This window comes from Spiroplasma endosymbiont of Lasioglossum malachurum (assembly GCF_964020065.1).
Taxonomy (GTDB): domain Bacteria; phylum Bacillota_I; class Bacilli_A; order Mycoplasmatales; family VBWQ01; genus Spiroplasma_E.
In genome coordinates this window covers 315,809-336,840 of sequence record NZ_OZ026534.1, presented here as the reverse complement: position 1 = coordinate 336,840, position 21,032 = coordinate 315,809, and the positions used below count along the sequence as shown (strand labels likewise).

Here is a 21,032-nt window from a genome sequence, read left to right as displayed (position 1 = left end):
TATTATTCCTGTAATTCTTCTAATTTTCAAAGATTACCATATGAATTATTATCTCATCCAAATTTATCAGGATTTCCTTTTTCTAATTTTAATAATTTATTATCTAAACTTGCAATAACTACAACAGCAGAAACTTTGCCATTATATGAATATACAAATTCTTGTGACATAAATGTATGTTCTGATGATGGTGTACAATTTGTTGGAGAAATATTGTATCAAATTTTATATTTTGTATCAGGTAAACAATTATAAGTAATTCAATCTTTATTATCACTACAAAAAACATCTGCTACTTTTTTTCATTGTGGAATATTTTGACTTGATTGTTTTTTATTAATTTCATTAATAGCACCAGCAACAGTTTTATCAGTAGTTTCTAAATTAGGAATTTCAGTACCAATAGTATTTATAGAAAAAGCATATTTGAATTGGTCTTTATCCATTTTATTGTGTAATTTTTTATCTACTTCTTCTTTTTTATAATAATCAGTTAAATCAGTTTTCCCGCAAGTAGCACTAATTTTATTATTTTCATCAATTTTAATATTTTCACCAGCAGTTAATTTATCTTGTTTTTTATCAACATATTCTTTAGTTGTAGCATCACTTAAAAATGTAGGAGTACCAACATCAATAATTCTTTTACCATTAACATCAATACCTTTATCATCTTTTGGAACAATAAAATTAGGATTATCTTTATCAACTTCTCATAATGATTCACCAATACCACCAGTAGCACTAATAACTTTCTTTTCTTGACCTTTTTTACCATCAACTAATTTCATAGTATCATTACTAAAATATTTAGTAAATAATTCAATTGTTGTTAAATTATTAAATGATTTTATACCATTTGTATCAATATCAACTACTGAACCCATAATATTTTTTGGATGACTAATAGTAATTTTAGTTCTATTATCACTACTTTTAATATTATTAGATTGTAAATAAATTTCTCATGGATTTTGTTCACCACCAGTACCCATAATTTTTTTAAATCAATTTTGTTTAGGTGAAACATCAAGATTAAAACCTTTCATAGTTGGATATTCATTTATTTCTTTTAAATAATTAAATACTTGTGAAACAATATAATAAGGGTCTTCTGGATTATTTTGTAAATAAGTAATACCACCTTGACCAATACTTGCTTGACCACGTGCATATTCAACACCTTTACTTAATAAAAAATTAACATAATGAGTAGTTGCAGTTTGAATATTATCTGTAAATTTTGTTGGATTTATTTCTGGTCATTTTTTTGAAATGCTAAATTGTAAAGGTAAGTGCAACTAAATTATTTTTCTATCCAAATATTCGATTGGTGAAAGATAATTTAATATTTTTCTCGCTCTTTGATTTAAAGACAATATAAATTTATGAACTTCATTTTTATTAGTTTTTGAAAAAATAAATTTTTTAGGAAATTTTTCTCTAATTAAACCATTAGTATTTTCATTAGTACCTCTTTGTCAAGGTGAATATGGATTGGCAAAATAAATTTTTACATCTAAATTTTTTTCAAGTTGTTGTCAATTTGAAAATTCTTTGCCACGATCAAAAGTAATAGTTTTAACAATGTTTTTAGGAAGAATTGATAAATAATAACTGACATTTTTATTAATAACTTTAGTAGTTCTGTTTTTAACTAATATTGCTAAAGTAAATCGTGATACTCTTTCAACTAAAGTTATTAAAAATGATTTGCTTTTGCCTCTTGATGATACTATAGTATCTCCTTCTCAATGACCAAGTGTTATACGATCATTAACATTTATATCTCGTTCTTTAATTGATTTACCATTAAACTTGCCACGATTTTCTTTAGATTTTCGTTTTTTACCTTTTCTTCTTAAATTTTTACTAGTAACTTTATCAAGCATTCCAAAATAAATTCAAGTATAAATTGTTTTAAAACTAATAACTCACTCTTTATGAAAATTTTTAATTCTGCCATAAATTTGTTCAGGTGATCAACCTAATAGTAATTTTTGTTGTACATATTTTACTAAATTCTTATTTTTAAACTTATGAAAACTAATATGTGATTGTTTTTGATTTTCAGCTTTATTTTGTGCAATTAATGAAAAATAATGATTATTATCTTTATTTCTATTAATTTCTCGAATAATAGTACTAATACTTCGATTAAGATTTTTAGCTATTTCAATAATTTTAAATTTAAATTTCAATTGATTCTCAATATAAATCCTTTCATCTATGCCAAGATGTTTATAACTCATATAAAAACTCCTTACTTTTTTCTAAACTAAATTTAGCATTATGAAATTTTTATATGAGAATTTTTTGCAATTTTATTTACTTGCACTTACAAGTATAATTCAGCAAATACTGAAAAATTTTAAAAATGATATTATTACAAATAAAAAATTACAAAACGAAATAAAAACAGCAAAAGATTTTGCTGATAATATTATTGAAATAAATAAGGTTTTTGATATAAAGACAAACCCAGAAAATATAAAAAGTTGTTATATTTAAAAAATAAATTATTCTTTTATTTTAACTCTTTTGACTCAATTTCATCAATGTTGTTACTTCTTCTTCTGTCAAATAACGATATTCACCCATTGCTAAATCTTTTAAAGTAATATTAGCAACTTGTAAACGCTTTAAAGTAATTACTCTACTTCCTACTGCTTTAATCATACGTTTAACTTGTTGATTTTGTCCTTCATGAATAGTGAGATGTAGTAAAGTATTTTCTTTTTTTATATTTTTATAAATTATTTATGATGTGATTGATGATGTCAAAGCATGACAAAATAGACCATTAGAAGGCATTTATCCCATTGTTTATTTTGATTGTATAGTAGTTAAAGTACGACAAGATAAACGCATTATTAACAAATCAGTTTATATAGCTTTAGGTGTTGATTTAGAAGGTAAAAAAGATGTTTTAGGTTTATGAATTAGTGAAAATGAAGGCGCTAAATTTTGATTAGCAAATTTCACAGAAATGAAAAATCATGGCTTAAATGATATTCTTATTGCTTGTAGTGATAACTTAACAGGCATGTCAGAAGCAATACAATCAGTTTATCCTAAAACTGAACATTAATTATGTATAGTTCATCAAATCAGAAATAGTTTAAAATATGTTTCATACAAACATCGAAAATCACTAGTTACAGATTTAAAGCCAATTTATAATGCATGTAGTGAAGAACAAGCAATGCAAGCTTTAGAATCATTTGAAAGTAAATGAAATAAACACTATCCTCAAATTGCTAAATCTTGATATAAAAATTGAGATAATTTAATGATTTTTATTAGTTATCCTCCAGAAATCAAAAGAGTGATTTATACTACAAATTCTATTGAATCTGTTAATAGTCAATTACGAAAAGTTATCAGAAATAAAAAAGTTTTTCCAAATGATATGGCAGTTTTCAAAATATTTTATTTAGCAATTGAAAATATAACAAAAAAATGAACAATGCCCATTCAAAATTGAAATACAGCAATTGCTCATTTTATGATAAAATTTGAAGACAGAATTAATCTGAACTAGTACTTTGCAAAACAAAGAAACACAGATTACTAAAAAGCCTCTATTTTTATTCATTTGAAGAATTATTATTTTTGATATTTTTTAATATTTCTTCAATGTTTTTAACTCTAGTGTTGGTATTATCATATTTAAAACGTAATTCTGGAACTTTATATTTATTACTTGTTTTGGTAAGTGCGCTTCGACAAAAACCTTTCGCTTTTTCTAAAGCATTACTAATAGTTTTAATATCTAAATTATCTAAGTAAACTGTTCAATAAATGGTAGCATAACTGTTATCTTTTGTTATTTTTACATTAGTAATAGTGATATCTTTGAAAAGAATATTTTTTGATTCTTTTTTTAATATATTAGTAATTTCTTTTTTTAAGAAACTTTCTTGTTGTTCAAATTTAATGATAGACATCCTATTTTGTCTCCACTTCTTCTACTAAATATGATTCAATAATATCATTTTCTTTTAAGTCATTAAAATTTTTAATAGTAATACCGCATTGAGTTTCTTTTTTAGCAATTTTTAAATCATTTTTTTCATGTTTTAAACCACTGATTTCACCGTTATAAATAACAACATCATCACGAATGATATGAACTTTGCTATTACGTTGAATGAAACCATTAATGACAACACAACCAGCAATTGTTCCTACTTTTGAAAAATGAAAAGTTTTAATAACTCGTGCTTGACCAAGAATTTTATCTTCATAAGTTGGTTCTAATAAACCTTTAGCAGCCAATTCTAATTCTTCAGTTATTTTATAAATGATATTATGTAATCTAATTTCAACACCGGCATTGTTAGCAGCTTCACGAATAACATGATTGGGACGAACATTGAAACCATAAATAATACTTCCTGAAGTTTGAGCAAGTTTAATATCTGATTCACTAATACCACCAATAGTTGCTCTAATAAACTTAACAGTAATATCATTAACATTAATTTTATTTACTGCTTGAACGATTGCTTGCACTGAACCTTGAGTATCTGCTCGTAAAATAACATTAATTTGTTTTAATTCACCTGTAGCAACATCTTGTGTTAAATTACCTAAACTAATTTGTCGATTATTTCTAATTTTATTTGTTTCTTCTGTTTGTCGTACCAGTGCTACTTTTCTTGCTAATTTATCATCATTAAAAACAATAAAAGATTCACCAGGAGTAGGGGCTGTTTCAAATCCTAAAACTTGAACAGGCATTGAAGGTCCAGCTTTAGTAATTATTTTACCAGTATCATTAATAAGGCGTTTAATTTTTCCTTTAACACTACCAGCAACTACAATATCAGTAACTTTTAGTGTTCCACCTTGTATTAATAAAGTACAAATTGAACCAACATTTTTATCATGATGAGATTCGATAACAGTTCCATTAGCAAATCGATTTGGATTAGCATTTAGTTCTTTTAATTCAGCAATTACTAATATGGCTTCTAATAATTCATCAATTCCTTGATTTTTTAAAGCACTACCATAAACAAAAATAGTATCGCCACCTCATTCTTCACTAGTTAAATCACAATTAGCTAGTTCATTCATAATGCGATCAGTATTAACATTTCGTTTATCCATTTTATTAACAAAAACAATAATTGAAACACCAGCTACTTTTGCATGGTCAATTGCTTCACGAGTTTGTGGCATCACACCATCATCACCAGCAACTACTAGAACAACAATATCAGTAATTTTAGAACCACGTGAACGCATTTCAGTAAATGCTTCATGACCTGGGGTATCAATAAAAGTAATTAATTTATTATTAGTTTTAATTTGATAAGCACCAATATGTTGAGTAATACCACCGTGTTCTTGATTAGTAACTTTAGAATTACGGATAGTATCTAATAGTGTTGTTTTTCCATGATCAACATGGCCCATAATTGTAACAACAGGTGGTCGAGTTACTAAATTTTTTTTATCATCTTCTAGATTAATATTTTCTAATAAGTTTTCATATGTTACCACTTTAGCTTTTTCAAAATCAATATTTCATTCCAAACAAAGTTCAAGCATTAATTCTTGAGTTAATATTTGATTTTGATTAAATAGTTTGCCTTGTTTCATGAAGTATTTAATAATGTCAGTTACTGGATGATGCAATGCTTTAGCAAATTCTGAAATAGTTAAAGGTTCGTTATATAAAAATACTCCTTTTTCATTAATTTGAGATGTTTTTTGTTTTAGTTGTTGATTAATATTTTGTGTTTGTTGAGATATTCGTTTTTTTGCCATTTGCATACCGCCTTTCGCTTGGGAAAATTAATCTCAATTTTTTTTAATTTCATTAATTAATTGTTCATAAAATTCATTTGGAATTTTTGTTTTTAATGCTCGTTCTAATGCCTTATTTTTAATAAGCAAAGGTATTAATTCAAGTTTAGGTTGGATGTAGGCACCTCGACCATTTTGTTTGCCAGTTTTATCAATGAATAATTGTCCTTCTTTATTAATAACAATTCTAATTAATTCACGTTTAGGTAAAATAGTATTTGTAACTATACATTTACGCATTGGTATTTTTTTACGTTGAATTAAAGGTATTTTATTCATAACGACCTACTTTATTGTTTATTGATTTTTATTTTTTCATTGTGTTTTTTTTAATAATTCAGATATAAACTTTTCATATTCACTTTCTTTAATATTACCATTTCAAGTAAATTTAATATTATTTTCATTTGCTTGTTCTAATGAAGTAATATTAATATTTCAGTGAGTTACACCGGCAACTAATTTAGCAGCCATACCATTTTTACCAATAGCTAATGATAATTGTTCAGTAGGAACAATAATATTTGCTTGTTTTTCTTCTTCATTAATATCAATTGAAATAACTTTAGCTGGTGTTAAAGCGTTAATTATATATTCTTTTATATTAGGATTTCAGGCAATAATGTCAATTTTTTCGCCACTTAATTCTTGCGTAATTAATTTTGTTCTTTCGCCTTTTGGACCAATACATGCACCAATACCATCAATGCTTGGATCATGACTAACAATTGCAACCTTAGCTCTAATTCCAGGAATACGAGCAATATCTTTAACTTCGATTACACCTTGTGCTATTTCAGGAACTTCTAATTCTAGTAAACAACGTAAAAAATTAACGTGAGTTCTTGATGCTAAAATTTGACCATAGTTTTTATTTTTAATAATATCTTCAACATAAAATTTGATGTAAGTATTATTAGCGATTGGTTTATTTTTTGGTAAGATCTCACTAGGGATTTGATTTTGTTTTGGTAAGAAAGCATAGGCTCTACCAATTTTAATTAACATATAAGTTTCTTCAACGCTTTCAATAGTACCAATTAATATGTGATCTTTTTTATCAATAAATTCATCATAAATTGATGTTTTTTCTGCTTCACGAATTGATTGTTTCACTACTTGAATAGCTTTAAAAATTGATAAACGAGAGAATTGATCACTAGGAATTATTTGCGTATATGTATCACCAATTGTTAAGCCGGGATTCTTTGTTTTAATAGTTGAAAGTGCAATTTCTAATTCAGGATCTTCAACTTTTGGAACAACAATTAAATCCTTTAAAATTTTAATAGTACCTTTATTTTGATCAATTTCAATTCTGATATTTGTACTATCATCACGATGACTTTGATATTCATATGCTTTTTTTAGTCCTTCTTTTAAAGCTTCAATGATATCTTCTTTTGCTATTTGTTTTTCTTCAGCAATTTCATTTATGGCATTTAAAATGATTTGACTAATTTCTTTGTCCACTTTTTCTCCTCCTTGTTTTTTATAAACATTGTTGTTTATTATTTAATAGTATTTGAAATAGATTTATTTCAAAATGAAAATATACTTAAATAAAAAAATAAAATATATTACACTAGAAATAATAAAGACAGCTGGTAGCTGTCTTGCTATAATTCTAATTCATTGTTCATTATACAATATTATTAATTTGAAAACAATAGAAATTTATTAAATGATAGAGTTTTATTATCGTAGATTATATTGTATAAATATCTTTCATTATATTAATGGTAATTTTCAAGTTTTAAACTGATTAAATATAATTATTTATATAGTAGTAATTGTTTTTGTTCTATTATCATTGAAAGATATAACATTCATTTTAAAGTTTCTATTTTTTAAAATCAATGGGAACTAAATTGCTTTTCAATACTAATTTGTTCTTATATTGATATTAATCTCCTATATATTCTGCTTATCAAAGATTAGACATTTTTTTAAAATATTTTCAAACATTAGTAAAAATGTTAAGATTTATTTATTAAATTTTATTAAATGCTGAATTATACTTGTAAGTGCAAGTATAATTCAGCAAATGAAGTTCATAAATTTATATTGTCTTTAAATCAAAGACCGAGAAAAATATTAAATTATCTTTCACCAATCGAATATTTGGATAGAAAAATAATTTAGTTGCACTTACCTTTACAATTTAGCTTTATTTTCTGTTCTTAATTTTTAAATATAAAAAAACCTGAAAAATTTTCAGGTCTTTTTACATTATATTACTCAATAATCTTGGAAGTACTGTAGAGTATATATAAAAAATAATAAGAATGTTCAATTAATGAACAAATTAATCCTAACATTTTTGAAATTATTTTCTTAAAAAAAGCAAAATAACACTTAATAATGAAAAATATTATAAAAAGAGCACCAAATAAAAAAGAATGTATAATTAAGAGCAGAAAATAGTTTATATTTTTCAGAAAAATTATCTAAGGGGGAAAAACAATATGAGAAACATGAAAACATTACTACGACTAATGGGTGCTGCTGCTTTAACAACAGTTGCAGCAAGTTCAGTTGTTGCATGTGGAACTCAAACAAAAGCGCCAGCATTGAATGGCAAATATGCAACATTACTAGGATGATATAGTGATGAAAATACAAGTTTAATTAATCAAGAATTAAAGAAGGATGATACTGCTGGTAAAGAAAGTTATTCAATTGCTGTTAGTGCTGCTGATAATACAAAAATTACAGCAACTAAATTTAACGAAAAATTATTAAAAGCAGGTACTGGTACTGATTCTGATAAAAGTCAAGCAGTAAGTGATGCTGCTGCAGCCTTTTTAAAAGATTTAGGATTTACACCTGATAGCAAGAAGTTTTATTCAGCTGATGATGTTAAAAAGATTACTGCTTTATCTGCAAAAGTTGAAAGTACTGAAGCAGGTAAAATTGAAGCTGCTGATACAACTGATTTTAAAGTTGAAGCTGGTACTTGTCAAATTAATATTATGGATAAGGCAACTGGAGATGATGCCAAATCTGTAAAAAAATATACTATTAACACTCTTAAGAAAGATGCATTAAATATTTCAACTGAAGTTATTGGTACTGATAAACTTATAACAGATAAAGATAGTTTAGAATTAACTGATGCGCAAGGATTTAAACGAACAAAACCTGTTTCTAGTTTTAAATTAAAAATAAAAAATGCAGTTAAACAAAAGCAATTTGATTCTTTAGTTAAATTATTAAAAATAAATGTTACTACAAAGTTTTTTGATAATGCTTCTGCAGGAACAGAAGTAACAGGAAATTTTCCAAATTCAAAAGTTTATTTACAAATAAGTTTTGTTAGTGTAGTACTTTCAAGTAGAATTGATTGCGATATTGCTCCTGCTTAATCATTAAATATTTTAAAAGATTGCAATTGCAATCTTTTTTAATTTATATTCTTTTTTATCACTTAAAAAATTTTATTAATTTATTAAAATTGCTAAATTGTAAAGGTAAGTGCAACTAAATTATTTTTCTATCCAAATATTCGATTGGTGAAAGATAATTTAATATTTTTCTCGGTCTTTGATTTAAAGACAATATAAATTTATGAACTTCATTTTTATTAGTTTTTGAAAAAATAAATTTTTTAGGAAATTTTTCTCTAATTAAACCATTAGTATTTTCATTAGTATCTCTTTGTCAAGGTGAATATGGATTGGCAAAATAAATTTTTACATTTAAATTTTTTTCAAGTTGTTGTCAATTTGAAAATTCTTTGCCACGATCAAAAGTAATAGTTTTAACAATGTTTTTAGGAAGAATTGATAAATAATAACTGACATTTTTATTAATAACTTTAGTAGTTCTGTTTTTAACTAATATTGCTAAAGTAAATCGTGATATTCTTTCAACTAAAGTTATTAAACATGATTTGCTTTTGCCTCTTGATGATACTATAGTATCTCCTTCTCAATGACCAAGTGTTATACGATCATTAATATTTATATATCGTTCTTTAATTGATTTACCATTAAACTTGCCACGATTTTCTTTAGATTTTCGTTTTTTACCTTTTCTTCTTAAATTTTTACTAGTAACTTTATCAAGCATTCCAAAATAAATTCAAGTATAAATTGTTTTAAAACTAATAACTCACTCTTTATGAAAATTTTTAATTCTGCCATAAATTTGTTCAGGTGATCAACCTAATAGTAATTTTTGTTGTACATATTTTACTAAATTCTTATTTTTAAACTTATGAAAACTAATATGTGATTGTTTTCGATTTTCAGCTTTATTTTGTGCAATTAATGAAAAATAATGATTATTATCTTTATTTCTATTAATTTCTCGAATAATAGTACTAATACTTCGATTAAGATTTTTAGCTATTTCACTAATTTTAAATTTAAATTTCAATTGATTCTCAATATAAATCCTTTCATCTATGCCAAGATGTTTATAACTCATATAAAAACTCCTTACTTTTTTCTAAACTAAATTTAGCATTATGAAATTTTTATATGAGAATTTTTTGCAATTTTATTTACTTGCACTTACAAGTATAATTCAGCAATTATAAAAATAGTTTCAATTTAAGAATAATAATAAATAGCAGAAAATAATTTATATTTTTTAGAAAATTATCTAAAAGGGGAGAAAACATTATATGAAAAATATAAAAACATTATTACGATTAATGGCTGCTACTGCTTTAACTACAACTGCAGCAAGTTCAATTGTTGCCTGTGACTTTGAAACAAAAGCACCAATATTAAATGGTAAATATGCAAAATTATTAGGATGATATAGTGATGAAAATACAAGTTTAATTAATCAAGAATTAAAGAAGGATGATACTACTGGTAAAGAGAAGTATTCAATTAAGGCTGATGACACAAAAATTATAATGACTAATTTTAAAAACAGTTTATTAAACGCAAACGAAATTAGAAATCCAAATCAAGCAAAAGATGCTGATGCTGCAGCATTTTTGAAAGAATTAGGAATTACAAGTGGTAGTGAAAATGAAGAATATTCACCTGATGATGTTAAAAAAATTACTACCTTATCTGCAAAAGTTACAAGTACTGAAGCAGGTAAAACTGAAGAAAATAATACAGGAACTGATTTTAAAGTTCTTGTTGGTACTTGTAAAATTGATATTATAAGTAAAGATGATGATAGTGTATTAAAATCTTATACTATCAATACTGCTAAAAATGATGGGTTATACATTTCAAAAATAGTTATTACTGAACTTATTAGTGATAAAAATGGTTTAAAATTAACTGCTGCGCAAAGATTTAAACAAGGTGAATCTGTTACTGATTTTAAATTAGTAATAAAATCAGAAAGTAAACAAAAACAATTTGATTCTCTAGTTCAACTATTAAATACAAATGTTAGTACCCAGTTTCATGCTAGAGTTGCTGATGGTCCATTAGTAACAGGAAATTTTAGAAATTTAAAAGTTTATTTAGCAATATATTTTGGTGATGTTCATCTTTTACCTAGAATAGACTGTGGTATACCATCAATTGTTTAAATCATTAAATATTTTAAAAAATATAATGACAGTTGTTGTTAATTATCATATTTTTTTGTTACTATTAATATAAATGAAAATTATTAATAATTAGACATTTGAAATCGATAGTAATTAAAGTGATAACATTGATAAGTTAAAAAACTAAACTTTAAATGAGGACACAATTGTATATTTCAATTTTATTAAGTGATATTATTAATTATAAAAATTAAAGAAGGAGAAAAAAATGTTAAAAGCAGGAAGTATATTAATATTTATTGTTTTTATTTTAGAATCAATATTTATAATTCCTTTATTATGAACAATACCCGGTTTTATTTTATACAAAAAAGTAAGTAAAGGTGAAGCGACTACTGATCAAAAAATTGCTTTAGCAATATTAGGAATTATCTTTGGTGCTGCATTAGGTATTATTGGTGGTATTTTTATATTAGTTGATTTAAACAATGATGAAAATAAAATCCAAAGATATTAATAAAAAAACATCATTAATTAATGATGTTTTTTATTTTTTTAAATAGTTTTCCATTGGTTTTAATAAAAATTATTATATAATTTTTATAGTTTGATTTAAAAACAACTTAAAATTATTAACTAGGAGGAAAACAAATATGGAAGTTATTATTTTAGAAGCCACAAATCTGATGAATGAAATAATTTTACGTTATAAAAATGAAATTAACAAAATTCGCACCGGAAGAGCTAATCCTAATATCTTAGAAGGAATTAATGTTAGATGTTATGGTGGTGTTGATAGTTTAAGTAATATTGCCCAAGTTAAAGTAGCAGAAGCACATCAATTATTAATTAAACCATATGATCGTAGTTTAATTAAAGACATTACAGAAGCTGTTACAAAAGCTGATTTGAAATTACAAATTAAAAGCGAAGCAGAGAATATACGTTTAATTTTCCCACAATTAACAGAAGACGTTCGTAAAACTTTAGTTAAAGATTTGAGTAAAAAAACTGAAGAATATAAAGTTAAAATCCGTAATTGTCGACGTGATGCTGTTCAAAATCTGAAAAAAATAAAATTACCAGAAGATCAAGAAAAGCATGCAGAAACTAGAATTCAAGATTTAACTGATAGTAAAATTAAAGAACTTGTATTAATAGAAAACAATAAAAAAGCCGATTTAATGAAAATTTAGCAATAAAGCAATAAATAGTTAGGGGTTAAATATTGTGAAAAAAAAGATAATAAATAAAGAAAATATAAAATCTAAAGTTTCTTTTTTTGCAAAACTTAGTATTTTTTTTAGAACCTATCGAAATCGTATTCTTACAAGCTTTATGTTAATTGCTTGTGGTGTATTATGAATGTTTATTGGGGCAGTTTATTTAGAACCAATTTTTGGTAATAAACCACAGTGATCAGCGTATATATTTATGATAATTAATACTTTAATTTTTATTGGTTGTTTATGAGAAATTATTAATTTAAAAAAAGAATCAAATTGATCAATTGTACTTAAAATTTCTATAATTTTAACAGGAATCATACTTTTATGAGTTCCGCTTGGTAAAGAAACTTTTGGTCCATATATTTATAATCATTATTGATTTGAAACTTGAATGACTTTATTAATTTTATTACTTTTCATTTGTATGTTTATTTTAATTGCTTGACGAAGTAAAAATTTTCAATTAAGTGATGTTATTTTTATTTTTACTTGAATTATTTATTTAGTGTTTGTTGTTAAAGCTGTTAATTTTTTAATGTTATCAGAAATTAAACTTTCAAAACTAGGATGACCAACATTATTGTTTTTATTCATTATTGTTATGTCTAATGATGTTGGTGCTTTTATTGGTGGTATAATTTATGGTAAAACAAAAATGGCACCAAGTGTATCACCAAATAAAACTTGAGAAGGTGCTATTACTGGTTTAATAACAGCAATTATTTTAAGTATGATAACAGTAACTGTTTTTTTAGAAACAAGTAATTATAATCCCTTACCTTTTTTAGAAGTTAATAGTAAAGCACCAATCTATATTGCTTATTTTGCTACTAGTTTTATTCTTTCAATTGCTAGTCAAATGGGTGATTTATTATTTTCTTATTTGAAACGTAATTATCATGTTAAGGATTTTTCAAATATTCTACCTGGACATGGAGGATTATTAGATCGTTTAGATTCATTTTCAACAGTAGTTATTTTTGGTTTTCTAATTACTCTAGCAGCTATTGCTTAATATATAAAATTTAAGGATGAAGTTATGTATATATTTTTAGCCATTTTAATTGGTTTATTTACAATATTATTTTTAATTACCTTGCATGAATTTGCTCATTTTATAATTGCTAAATTATCAGGAGCATATGTATATGAATTTGCTATTGGTATGGGACCAAAACTTTTGCAGTGAGGTAAAAAAGAAACACGTTATACTTTAAGACTATTACCATTGGGTGGTTATGTTTCTATTGCTTCAGAAATTGCTGATGCTCCTAAAGGACGAGAAGATGAAGTAATTGATAGTAAACGAATTATGGAAAACTTGCAACGTGGTAAAAAAGCAGCTTTCATTAGTGCAGGTGCACTAATGAATTTATTATTAGCTTTTATTTTATTAATGATTGGATATGGAATTTATCCACATAAATATGATCCTAACTTGCCACCAATCTATGCAACAACAGGACCATTATATGAAGCTGTTCAAAAATATAATAAAGATAATCCAAGTTTACCAATTTTAGATACTGATGCTATTACTGGTATTTATAATACTGGTGATATTGAATCTAAACAATCAATTAAATCATATTATGATTTACAAACATGATTAAGTAAATATAATAAAAAGACTACTAATGGTACAGTTATTGCTGACTACAAAATTACTTTTGATAGTAAAGATGATAAAACTGTTACTTTTAAACCTGTAGAACAAAAAGGAGTATTATTCATTGGTGTTAGTCAAGGTAGTTATTATTTAAATGCAGGGCAAGTTATTAGTAATGGTATCATTGATACTTTTAAAGATAGTTACAGTCTTTTACAAGCATTAGGACAATTAGTTACTTTTCATTGACAAAATTTATCAGGACCTGTTGGTATTGTTAAATCAACTAATAGTTTTTTAAATCCTGATTTATCATCAACACAAGCAACAAGTACATATTTTCGTTGAGCAGCATTATTATCATCTAATTTATTTTTATTAAATATGTTACTAATTCCGCCATTGGATGGTTATAAATTTGTTGAAAATGCAGTTGAAGCGGTAACAAGAAAAAAATTAAATGAAAAATATAAAATTATTGTCAGTATTGCTGGAGCTATATTATTTTTAGTTATCTTTATTGCTATTACTATTAAAGATATATTTTTTTAATCTTTACTTTATAATAAAATCCTATTATAAATAGGATAATAAATTTGAATGAAAAAGTTTTGAGCAATTTTCTTAATTATTTATATTTTAAAAAAATAAAATAGTAACTATTTTAAGTGAACAATATTGTTCACTTTTTATTTTGAAATAAAATCTATAAGTATAAAAACTAAAATTTATATCGATTATTTGCTCCTAAGAGAATTATTTTTTCTTCAACAAATTTCTGAATAGCTATCATTGCATTTTCTATTAAGGTATTAATATTAGATAAATTAGAGTTAGTTTGCAAACTTTTTTTTAGACTTTCAACATAAATCTTTCTTAAATCACTGCTAATATTAACTTTAGTAATACCAGCTTTAATTGCTAGAGTTAATTGTTCATTATTAATAGTAACATTATCATGTAATACTAAAAAAATTTCAGGCATTTTAATAGCAATTTCTTTAATTAGAGAAATTTTTAAATCTTGTCTATTATCTTGATGATGACTATTGATAGCAGTAAATACAAGACCATTAATATTAGTTTTATTTCTAAATAATATTGCTTGTTCAATTAAATTAATATCATTAGTAATATCTCCTTTTGTATTATTGTAAAAAATCTCTGATTCAACAATAATACCCAAAGGAGCAGCAAAATGAACAATATCTTTAGTTTTTTCAATATTTTCTTTAATTGGATAGTTACTGTAATTTAACATAACTGAACTAAAATCAGATGTAATTTTAGTTTTAATAAAGTGTGGATCAAGACAGTGGTCTAGTTGTAAAAAAATTGGTACTTTTGCACGATTAATAACATTGTTAGTAATAGCAAGTATATATTTTAAATCAATACAATTAATAGTGTTAGGTGTTATCATTAAACATATTGGTGCTTTTTGTTTTTCGGCTGCATTAGTAATTGCAATTAACATTTCTAAATTATCAAAGTTAAAACTTGGGATTGCGTATTTGTTAATTTGTGCATATTTTAACATTGTTTTCAAGTTAATTTTCAATTACAATCACCTAACTTTTCTTTTTTATTTAATTATATCAATAATATTTATCATGTAAGGAATATAAGATATATTTTAAATTTTTACTTTTTTCTTTTCTTTTTAATTTTGCTTTTCTTTTTTTTATTAAGTTGACGTAATATTTTTTGATAAAAATCATATAAACGATGTTCAGAAGTTTGATAACGTTTGAACATTAAGTTATTAATTCAAATATAAAAATATTGTAAACTGAAAACTAAACCAAAAACAAAAACAACGGCACTAGCAGCGATTAATCATCCATATTCACCATTTGAATAATCAAAGAAAAAATATGGATATCATGTATCTCTTGGTGGATGACCAGTTTCTATAAAATCTAAATAACGTAAATGACCTCTAATTAGAATAACAATACAATAAATTGCTGGATAAATAACAATTAATCATAAATATATTTTATGTTGTTGTTTCATATTAATATATTGATGACCTGATGTAACAATAAAGCTAGTAATCATAATTATTGGCATTAATAAGTGTAAAATTAATGTTGCAATTCAATTATAAGCACTGTATTGTTTTGGATCTTGCTCAGCAGTGAAAATACCTATTCAAAATACTAACATCGTAATAGTAATATAAACAGTTACTGCTAATCGAGTTTGAAAACTTGGTTTAGTACCACGAAAATAAGAATCAAATAAATAAACACAAAAATAAATAACAACCATATAATTACTCTCAGTAGTAAAAAAAGCATAGTAGTTACTTACTCGTTCACCATATCCTAAATCTTCAAATTTTTCCATTGGATAATATATTGCACTAATTAAATCAATAATTAAAAATAAAATTATCATTATTAATGCAGATAAACGTATATAAAAGTTGGCTTTGTTACTTAATTTATACATAATAATCCCACATCTTTTCTTTTTTTTTGTATTATAATTCTAACATTAATTGTGTATTTTCTTCTAAATGTTCTAATACTCCTAAGTCATTTAATAGTTGATAATTAGTTTTAGTAATATTAGTTCGTAGTTGTAAATCATTTTTTGAAGTAATTGCTTGTTCACTCCTTGCTTTAACAATTGAATTAGCCACAATTTCACCCAATCCATCTAAAGTAATAAAAGGTGGTAAAATTTGTTTTTCACCATTTATTACTTTAACTTGAAAAAGTTTAGCATCAGAATGTTCTAAACTAATATTGCTAAATTTAATATTTCTAGCATTCATTTCTAATGCTACTTCTAATAATGGGATTAAATCTTTTTCTTTAGTAGTAACTGTATTTTTTTGACCATCATTTTTTCTTAATCTGTTATTAATATCTTTTAATTTATTAGTAATAGCACCAATGCCTTGTAACATAGTTTTAATATCAAAAATTTCACATCTTGTTGTAAAATAAGTAGCATAATATTCATGCGGATAATAAACTTTAAATCAAGCTACTCTTCATGCCATTAATACATAAGCAGTAGCGTGTGCTTTAGGAAACATATATTTAATTTTTTTGCAAGATTTAATGTATCAATTAGGAACTTTCTTTTCTTGCATTAACTTTTCATATTCTTGTTTAATGCCTTTTCCTTTACGGACATCTTCCATAATGTTAAAGGCAATTTTTGCTGGTAACCCTTGATATACTAAATAAGTCATAATATCATCACGACAACCAATTACATCTTTTAGTTTTAAACCTTGTTGTGAAATTAATTCATCAGCATTATTTAATCAAACATCAGTACCATGTGATAAACCAGATATTTGTACTAATTCAGAAAATGAAGTAGGTAATGTATCACTTAACATTTTACGAACAAAACCAGTACCAAATTCAGGGATACCAATTGCTCCTGTTTTTTCGCCAAGTAAATCATCACTAGTAATATTTAAGGCACTTAAATTAGAAAATAATGATAAAACTTTTTCATCTTGATTAGGAATAGTTTTTGGATCAATACCAGTTAAATTTTCTAACATTTTTAATGCTGTTGGATCAACGTGACCTAGAATATCTAATTTTAATAAATTATCATGAATAGCATTAAAATCAAAGTGGGTAGTTTTTCATGTAGAACTAGTATCATCAGCTGGAAAATTAATTGGTGTAAAATCGTTAATATTATATTCTTTTGGTACAACAATAATACCACCAGGATGTTGACCAGTTGTTCTTTTAATACCAACACATCCTTGACTTAGTAACTCTAGTTTTGCTGCACGCATATCTGATTGACCAATTTTTTCTGCATAAGCTTTAACATAACCATAAGCTGTTTTATTGGCAATTGTTGAAATTGTTCCAGCACGAAAAACATTTTCTTCACCAAACATTTCTTTAGTAAAATCATGAGCTTTATTTTGATATTCACCAGAAAAGTTTAAATCAATATCAGGTGTTTTATCACCATCAAATCCTAAGAATGTTTCAAAAGGAATATCATGACCATCAGTAATTAAATCAATATTGCATTGTGAACATATTTTTTTTGGTAAATCATAACCACACTTATAAGAACCATTACTAATAAATTCACTAGTTTTACATTGTGGACATAAATAGTGTGGTTGTAGTGGGTTAACCTCAGTAATGTTAGCAAAAGTAGCTACTAAAGATGAACCAACTGAGCCACGACTACCAACAAGATAACCATCTTGTAAAGATTTTTCTACTAATTTGTGTGCAATTCAATAAACAACAGCAAAACCATGAGTAATAATTGCATCTAATTCGCGAGTTAAACGTTTTTCTACATATGTTGGTAATGGATTACCGTAACGATTTCATGCTTGTTCATAACAAAGATTACGTAATTTAGTATCAACATTAACAATACTTGGTGTAAATAAGCCATCTTTAATTGGTTTAACCATTTCAAATTGTTTTGCTAATTGCAAAGGATTATTAATAACAATATCATTAATTAAATTAGGGTCATCTAAAAAGTTAAATTCTGATAACATTTGATTAGTAGTTCTTAAATGTTGATCGGGATATGATGTAACTTTACCTTTACGATCAAATAATGGGTGTAACAAACCACCAATTGCTTTACTATTAATAATAACATCACGATACATTTTTTCATGGGGATGTAAATAGTGGGCATCGCTAGTAGCAATTACTAATTTATTTAATTTAAGAGCATTATTAATAATTTTTTTAATAGTATCATGTAATTGTTCTTTAGTAATATTTCCTAACTGTATTAAGTGTTTATAAACAGCAGGTGGTTGGATTTCAATAAAATCAAATCATTTCATTATTTTAATTAGTTCTTCTTCACTTTTATTTAATGCTGTTTCAAAAACAGCACCATTTATACAACTACTACCAATTAATAATTCTTTTCTATTTTCATTAATTGCTTCTGATATGATTTTTGGTGTTTTATAAAAATACTTTGTATGAGATAGTGAAACTAATTGATATAAATCTTTTAATCCTAATTGATTTTTTGCAAAAATAGTAATATGTTCACCATGAAGTTTAAAATTAATTTGTTCATTAATTAAGTTATTAATTTCTTGTAAATTAATACAATTAAATTCTGTTTTTAATTGTTGTAACATTTTTAAAAATACTTGTGCTAATACATTAGCATCATAATCAGCACGGTGGGCAATTTCATCATCATATTTAATGCCATAAGTACGACAAATAGTACCTAATCGATAATATTTTAGTTGTGGTAGAATTGCTCTAGATAATTGCAAAGTATCAATGACAGGATTATTTAAAGGCATGAAACCCAATTGTTTCATTGCTGCTTGTAAAAAACCAAAGTCAAAGTTAGCATTATGAGCAACTATTGTTTTATTGCCAATTATTTCAATAATTGTTGGCAATATTTGTTGTAATGTTTGTTTATCTTTTAACATAACATTGGTAATACTAGTAAGTTCAGTAATATGTTCAGGTACGGGATTATTTGGTTTAATTAAAATTGTATCTTGTTTTAAAATCATATTATCTTTAACAATTGTATAACCAAATTCAATAATTTCGTGGTAATTGGTTGATAAACCAGTTGTTTCTAAGTCAAGAACAATGTATTCTAAATCTAATAATGATGTATTAATATTATTTTTAGTAATACTAATATTATTGGGGATTAAATCCATTTCAACACCATACATTACTTTTAAGTTTGGATGTTTTTTAGCGGCATTAGCAATATCTGGGTATGCTTGTACATTTAAGTGATCAGTAAAACCAATTGCTTGGTGTCCTCATTTAGCTACTTGATTAATATAATCACTTGCTGAAGTAATACCATCCATAGCACTCATTTTAGTATGAGTATGAAATTCAATTCTTTTAGTTTTAGCATCATCATTATTGTTAGTATTTTTATTATTTAAATCAATAATTAAATCATCAATTCATAGTACTTGTTCTTTACTATAATTATCATAACGACTATTAGCATTAATTTTTATTCAATCATCAACTTTAATATTATCAAATTTTTCATCTGGTTGATCGCTATTAATAAATGCTTTGCAAGTAATTGCATCACTATAATCAGTAATTGAAAATGAATAAAATCATTTTTGAGTTTTAGTTAAAAATTTATTAATTTTAAAAACTTTACCACTAATAATAATATTGGGTTCATCGCCAATGATATCTTTAATGCTATGAGTTGGGTCTGTTATTTCTAAATTAACTTTTGCTTTTTTGCGATAAGTAGTTGTATTAAAATTTTTACTTATATTATTGTTAGGAATTTTAGTTTTTAAATTGTTAGTAATTTTGCTAATTTCTGCTTTAGATTCATTTTCATAACTAATAAATGGTTGCTCTGCTTTATTTATTTTAGTTTTTAATTGAATTTTTTTAAAACCATATTGTTGAAAGTAGTTAATAAATTGTAAAAATTCATTAGTTATTAATTTTTCTTCAATACTATTATGAATGGTAATGGTAATAATATTATTTTTATAATTAATTGCTGAGTCGGGTAAAGAATAATAAATGCTAGCTAATAGTTGCAATTTATGAGTTTTAATATAATGAAAATATGTTAATACAGTTGATTCATCAGCAGTAAGGGAAACATTAAAATCGACACTAATATTCGAAACAGGTAATTTTTCAAAATGTTGTTCAAAACTTTTTAAAGTAGTAGTTGTTAGAAAATTAGGTAAGTTGATGGTAATTATTACTTGTTGATTATGATGAAAATATTGTACTTTTTTAATAGTAGCATGATTAAATTCATTATTAACATCATTAAAATCCATTTCATGGAAAAGTTTTTGTAAATCTTGATTCATATATTTTTCCCTCTCTTAATACTAAATAATTGACAATAATAACTATATTTTAATTAAAAT

The 21,032-nt window shown here is 24.9% G+C and carries 19 protein-coding genes and 1 pseudogene; 9 read left to right on the top strand and 11 right to left on the bottom strand.

Annotation, left to right across the window (positions count from 1 at the left end):
• Positions 1 to 2 precede the first annotated feature (2 nt).
• Both AACK95_RS01945 and AACK95_RS01940 read right to left on the bottom strand, forming a co-directional pair.
• A complete protein-coding gene (locus AACK95_RS01945; RefSeq protein ID WP_338980546.1) occupies positions 3 to 1,301 on the bottom strand; it encodes a hypothetical protein in 1,299 nt (432 codons plus the stop codon).
• Positions 1,302 to 2,252 carry an IS30 family transposase gene (locus AACK95_RS01940; protein WP_338979399.1) on the bottom strand — a complete coding sequence of 317 codons (951 nt, stop codon included), beginning with the start codon at positions 2,250 to 2,252 and terminating at the stop codon, positions 1,302 to 1,304.
• A gap of 40 nt (positions 2,253 to 2,292) precedes the next feature.
• On the opposite strand from AACK95_RS01940, the gene AACK95_RS01935 reads away from it, so the two are divergent.
• The gene (locus tag AACK95_RS01935; protein ID WP_338980545.1) at positions 2,293 to 2,511 is read left to right on the top strand and encodes a hypothetical protein; all 219 of its coding nucleotides are present in this window, start codon (positions 2,293 to 2,295) and stop codon (positions 2,509 to 2,511) included.
• 21 nt (positions 2,512 to 2,532) lie between these two features.
• Here the strand turns inward: AACK95_RS01935 and AACK95_RS01930 are convergent, their stop codons facing one another.
• A complete protein-coding gene (locus AACK95_RS01930; RefSeq protein WP_338980544.1) occupies positions 2,533 to 2,679 on the bottom strand; it encodes a hypothetical protein in 147 nt (48 codons plus the stop codon).
• Between the two features lie 85 nt (positions 2,680 to 2,764).
• Between AACK95_RS01930 and AACK95_RS01925 the strand changes: the two are divergent.
• Positions 2,765 to 3,544 (top strand): annotated as a pseudogene (locus tag AACK95_RS01925) (IS256 family transposase); the annotation flags it as partial.
• A gap of 46 nt (positions 3,545 to 3,590) precedes the next feature.
• On the opposite strand, the gene rbfA reads toward AACK95_RS01925, so the two are convergent.
• The 4 genes from rbfA to nusA are packed head-to-tail and all read right to left on the bottom strand — an operon-like array spanning position 3,591 to position 7,293.
• The gene (gene rbfA, locus AACK95_RS01920) at positions 3,591 to 3,950 is read right to left on the bottom strand and encodes a 30S ribosome-binding factor RbfA (protein WP_338980543.1); all 360 of its coding nucleotides are present in this window, start codon (positions 3,948 to 3,950) and stop codon (positions 3,591 to 3,593) included.
• A gap of 1 nt (position 3,951) precedes the next feature.
• Positions 3,952 to 5,781 carry a translation initiation factor IF-2 gene (gene infB / locus AACK95_RS01915; protein WP_338957117.1) on the bottom strand — a complete coding sequence of 610 codons (1,830 nt, stop codon included), beginning with the start codon at positions 5,779 to 5,781 and terminating at the stop codon, positions 3,952 to 3,954.
• A gap of 27 nt (positions 5,782 to 5,808) precedes the next feature.
• Positions 5,809 to 6,099, bottom strand: a complete 291-nt coding sequence (gene rnpM / locus AACK95_RS01910; RefSeq protein ID WP_338957115.1) for an RNase P modulator RnpM — start codon at positions 6,097 to 6,099, stop codon at positions 5,809 to 5,811.
• A gap of 18 nt (positions 6,100 to 6,117) precedes the next feature.
• Positions 6,118 to 7,293, bottom strand: a complete 1,176-nt coding sequence (nusA, locus tag AACK95_RS01905) for a transcription termination factor NusA (protein WP_338957112.1) — start codon at positions 7,291 to 7,293, stop codon at positions 6,118 to 6,120.
• Between the two features lie 534 nt (positions 7,294 to 7,827).
• On the opposite strand from nusA, the gene AACK95_RS01900 reads away from it, so the two are divergent.
• Positions 7,828 to 7,965, top strand: coding sequence for a hypothetical protein (locus AACK95_RS01900; protein ID WP_338980542.1), 138 nt, complete (start codon positions 7,828 to 7,830; stop codon positions 7,963 to 7,965).
• Between the two features lie 323 nt (positions 7,966 to 8,288).
• Positions 8,289 to 9,188, top strand: coding sequence for a hypothetical protein (locus tag AACK95_RS01895; protein ID WP_338980541.1), 900 nt, complete (start codon positions 8,289 to 8,291; stop codon positions 9,186 to 9,188).
• A gap of 115 nt (positions 9,189 to 9,303) precedes the next feature.
• Here the strand turns inward: AACK95_RS01895 and AACK95_RS01890 are convergent, their stop codons facing one another.
• Positions 9,304 to 10,254 (bottom strand): IS30 family transposase, encoded by a 951-nt coding sequence (locus AACK95_RS01890; RefSeq protein ID WP_338980540.1) that lies wholly within the window; start codon positions 10,252 to 10,254, stop codon positions 9,304 to 9,306.
• Between the two features lie 199 nt (positions 10,255 to 10,453).
• Here AACK95_RS01890 and AACK95_RS01885 point away from each other — a divergent pair, with 199 nt between their 5' ends.
• From AACK95_RS01885 to AACK95_RS01865, 5 genes are all read left to right on the top strand, one after another.
• On the top strand, positions 10,454 to 11,332 hold the full coding sequence (locus tag AACK95_RS01885; RefSeq protein ID WP_338980539.1) for a hypothetical protein: 879 nt from the start codon (positions 10,454 to 10,456) through the stop codon (positions 11,330 to 11,332).
• Positions 11,333 to 11,561: 229 nt separating this feature from the next.
• Complete coding sequence (locus tag AACK95_RS01880; protein WP_252319735.1) at positions 11,562 to 11,810, top strand: hypothetical protein; 249 nt, start codon at positions 11,562 to 11,564, stop codon at positions 11,808 to 11,810.
• A gap of 169 nt (positions 11,811 to 11,979) precedes the next feature.
• Positions 11,980 to 12,489, top strand: a complete 510-nt coding sequence (locus AACK95_RS01875; RefSeq protein ID WP_338980538.1) for a ribosome-recycling factor — start codon at positions 11,980 to 11,982, stop codon at positions 12,487 to 12,489.
• A 34-nt stretch (positions 12,490 to 12,523) separates the two neighbouring features.
• Positions 12,524 to 13,537: a phosphatidate cytidylyltransferase gene (locus tag AACK95_RS01870; RefSeq protein WP_338980537.1), complete on the top strand. Its 1,014-nt coding sequence runs from the start codon at positions 12,524 to 12,526 to the stop codon at positions 13,535 to 13,537.
• A 24-nt stretch (positions 13,538 to 13,561) separates the two neighbouring features.
• The gene (locus AACK95_RS01865) at positions 13,562 to 14,683 is read left to right on the top strand and encodes a site-2 protease family protein (RefSeq protein WP_338980536.1); all 1,122 of its coding nucleotides are present in this window, start codon (positions 13,562 to 13,564) and stop codon (positions 14,681 to 14,683) included.
• Between the two features lie 169 nt (positions 14,684 to 14,852).
• Here AACK95_RS01865 and AACK95_RS01860 read toward each other — a convergent pair whose 3' ends face one another.
• The 3 genes from AACK95_RS01860 to AACK95_RS01850 all read right to left on the bottom strand — a co-directional run bounded on the left by AACK95_RS01860 (position 14,853) and on the right by AACK95_RS01850 (position 20,972).
• Entirely contained in the window at positions 14,853 to 15,692 is an 840-nt protein-coding gene (locus AACK95_RS01860) for a class II fructose-bisphosphate aldolase (protein WP_338980535.1), read from the bottom strand.
• A gap of 83 nt (positions 15,693 to 15,775) precedes the next feature.
• Complete coding sequence (locus tag AACK95_RS01855) at positions 15,776 to 16,591, bottom strand: Pr6Pr family membrane protein (protein WP_338980534.1); 816 nt, start codon at positions 16,589 to 16,591, stop codon at positions 15,776 to 15,778.
• Positions 16,592 to 16,622: 31 nt separating this feature from the next.
• Entirely contained in the window at positions 16,623 to 20,972 is a 4,350-nt protein-coding gene (locus AACK95_RS01850; protein ID WP_338980533.1) for a PolC-type DNA polymerase III, read from the bottom strand.
• Positions 20,973 to 21,032 lie beyond the last annotated feature (60 nt).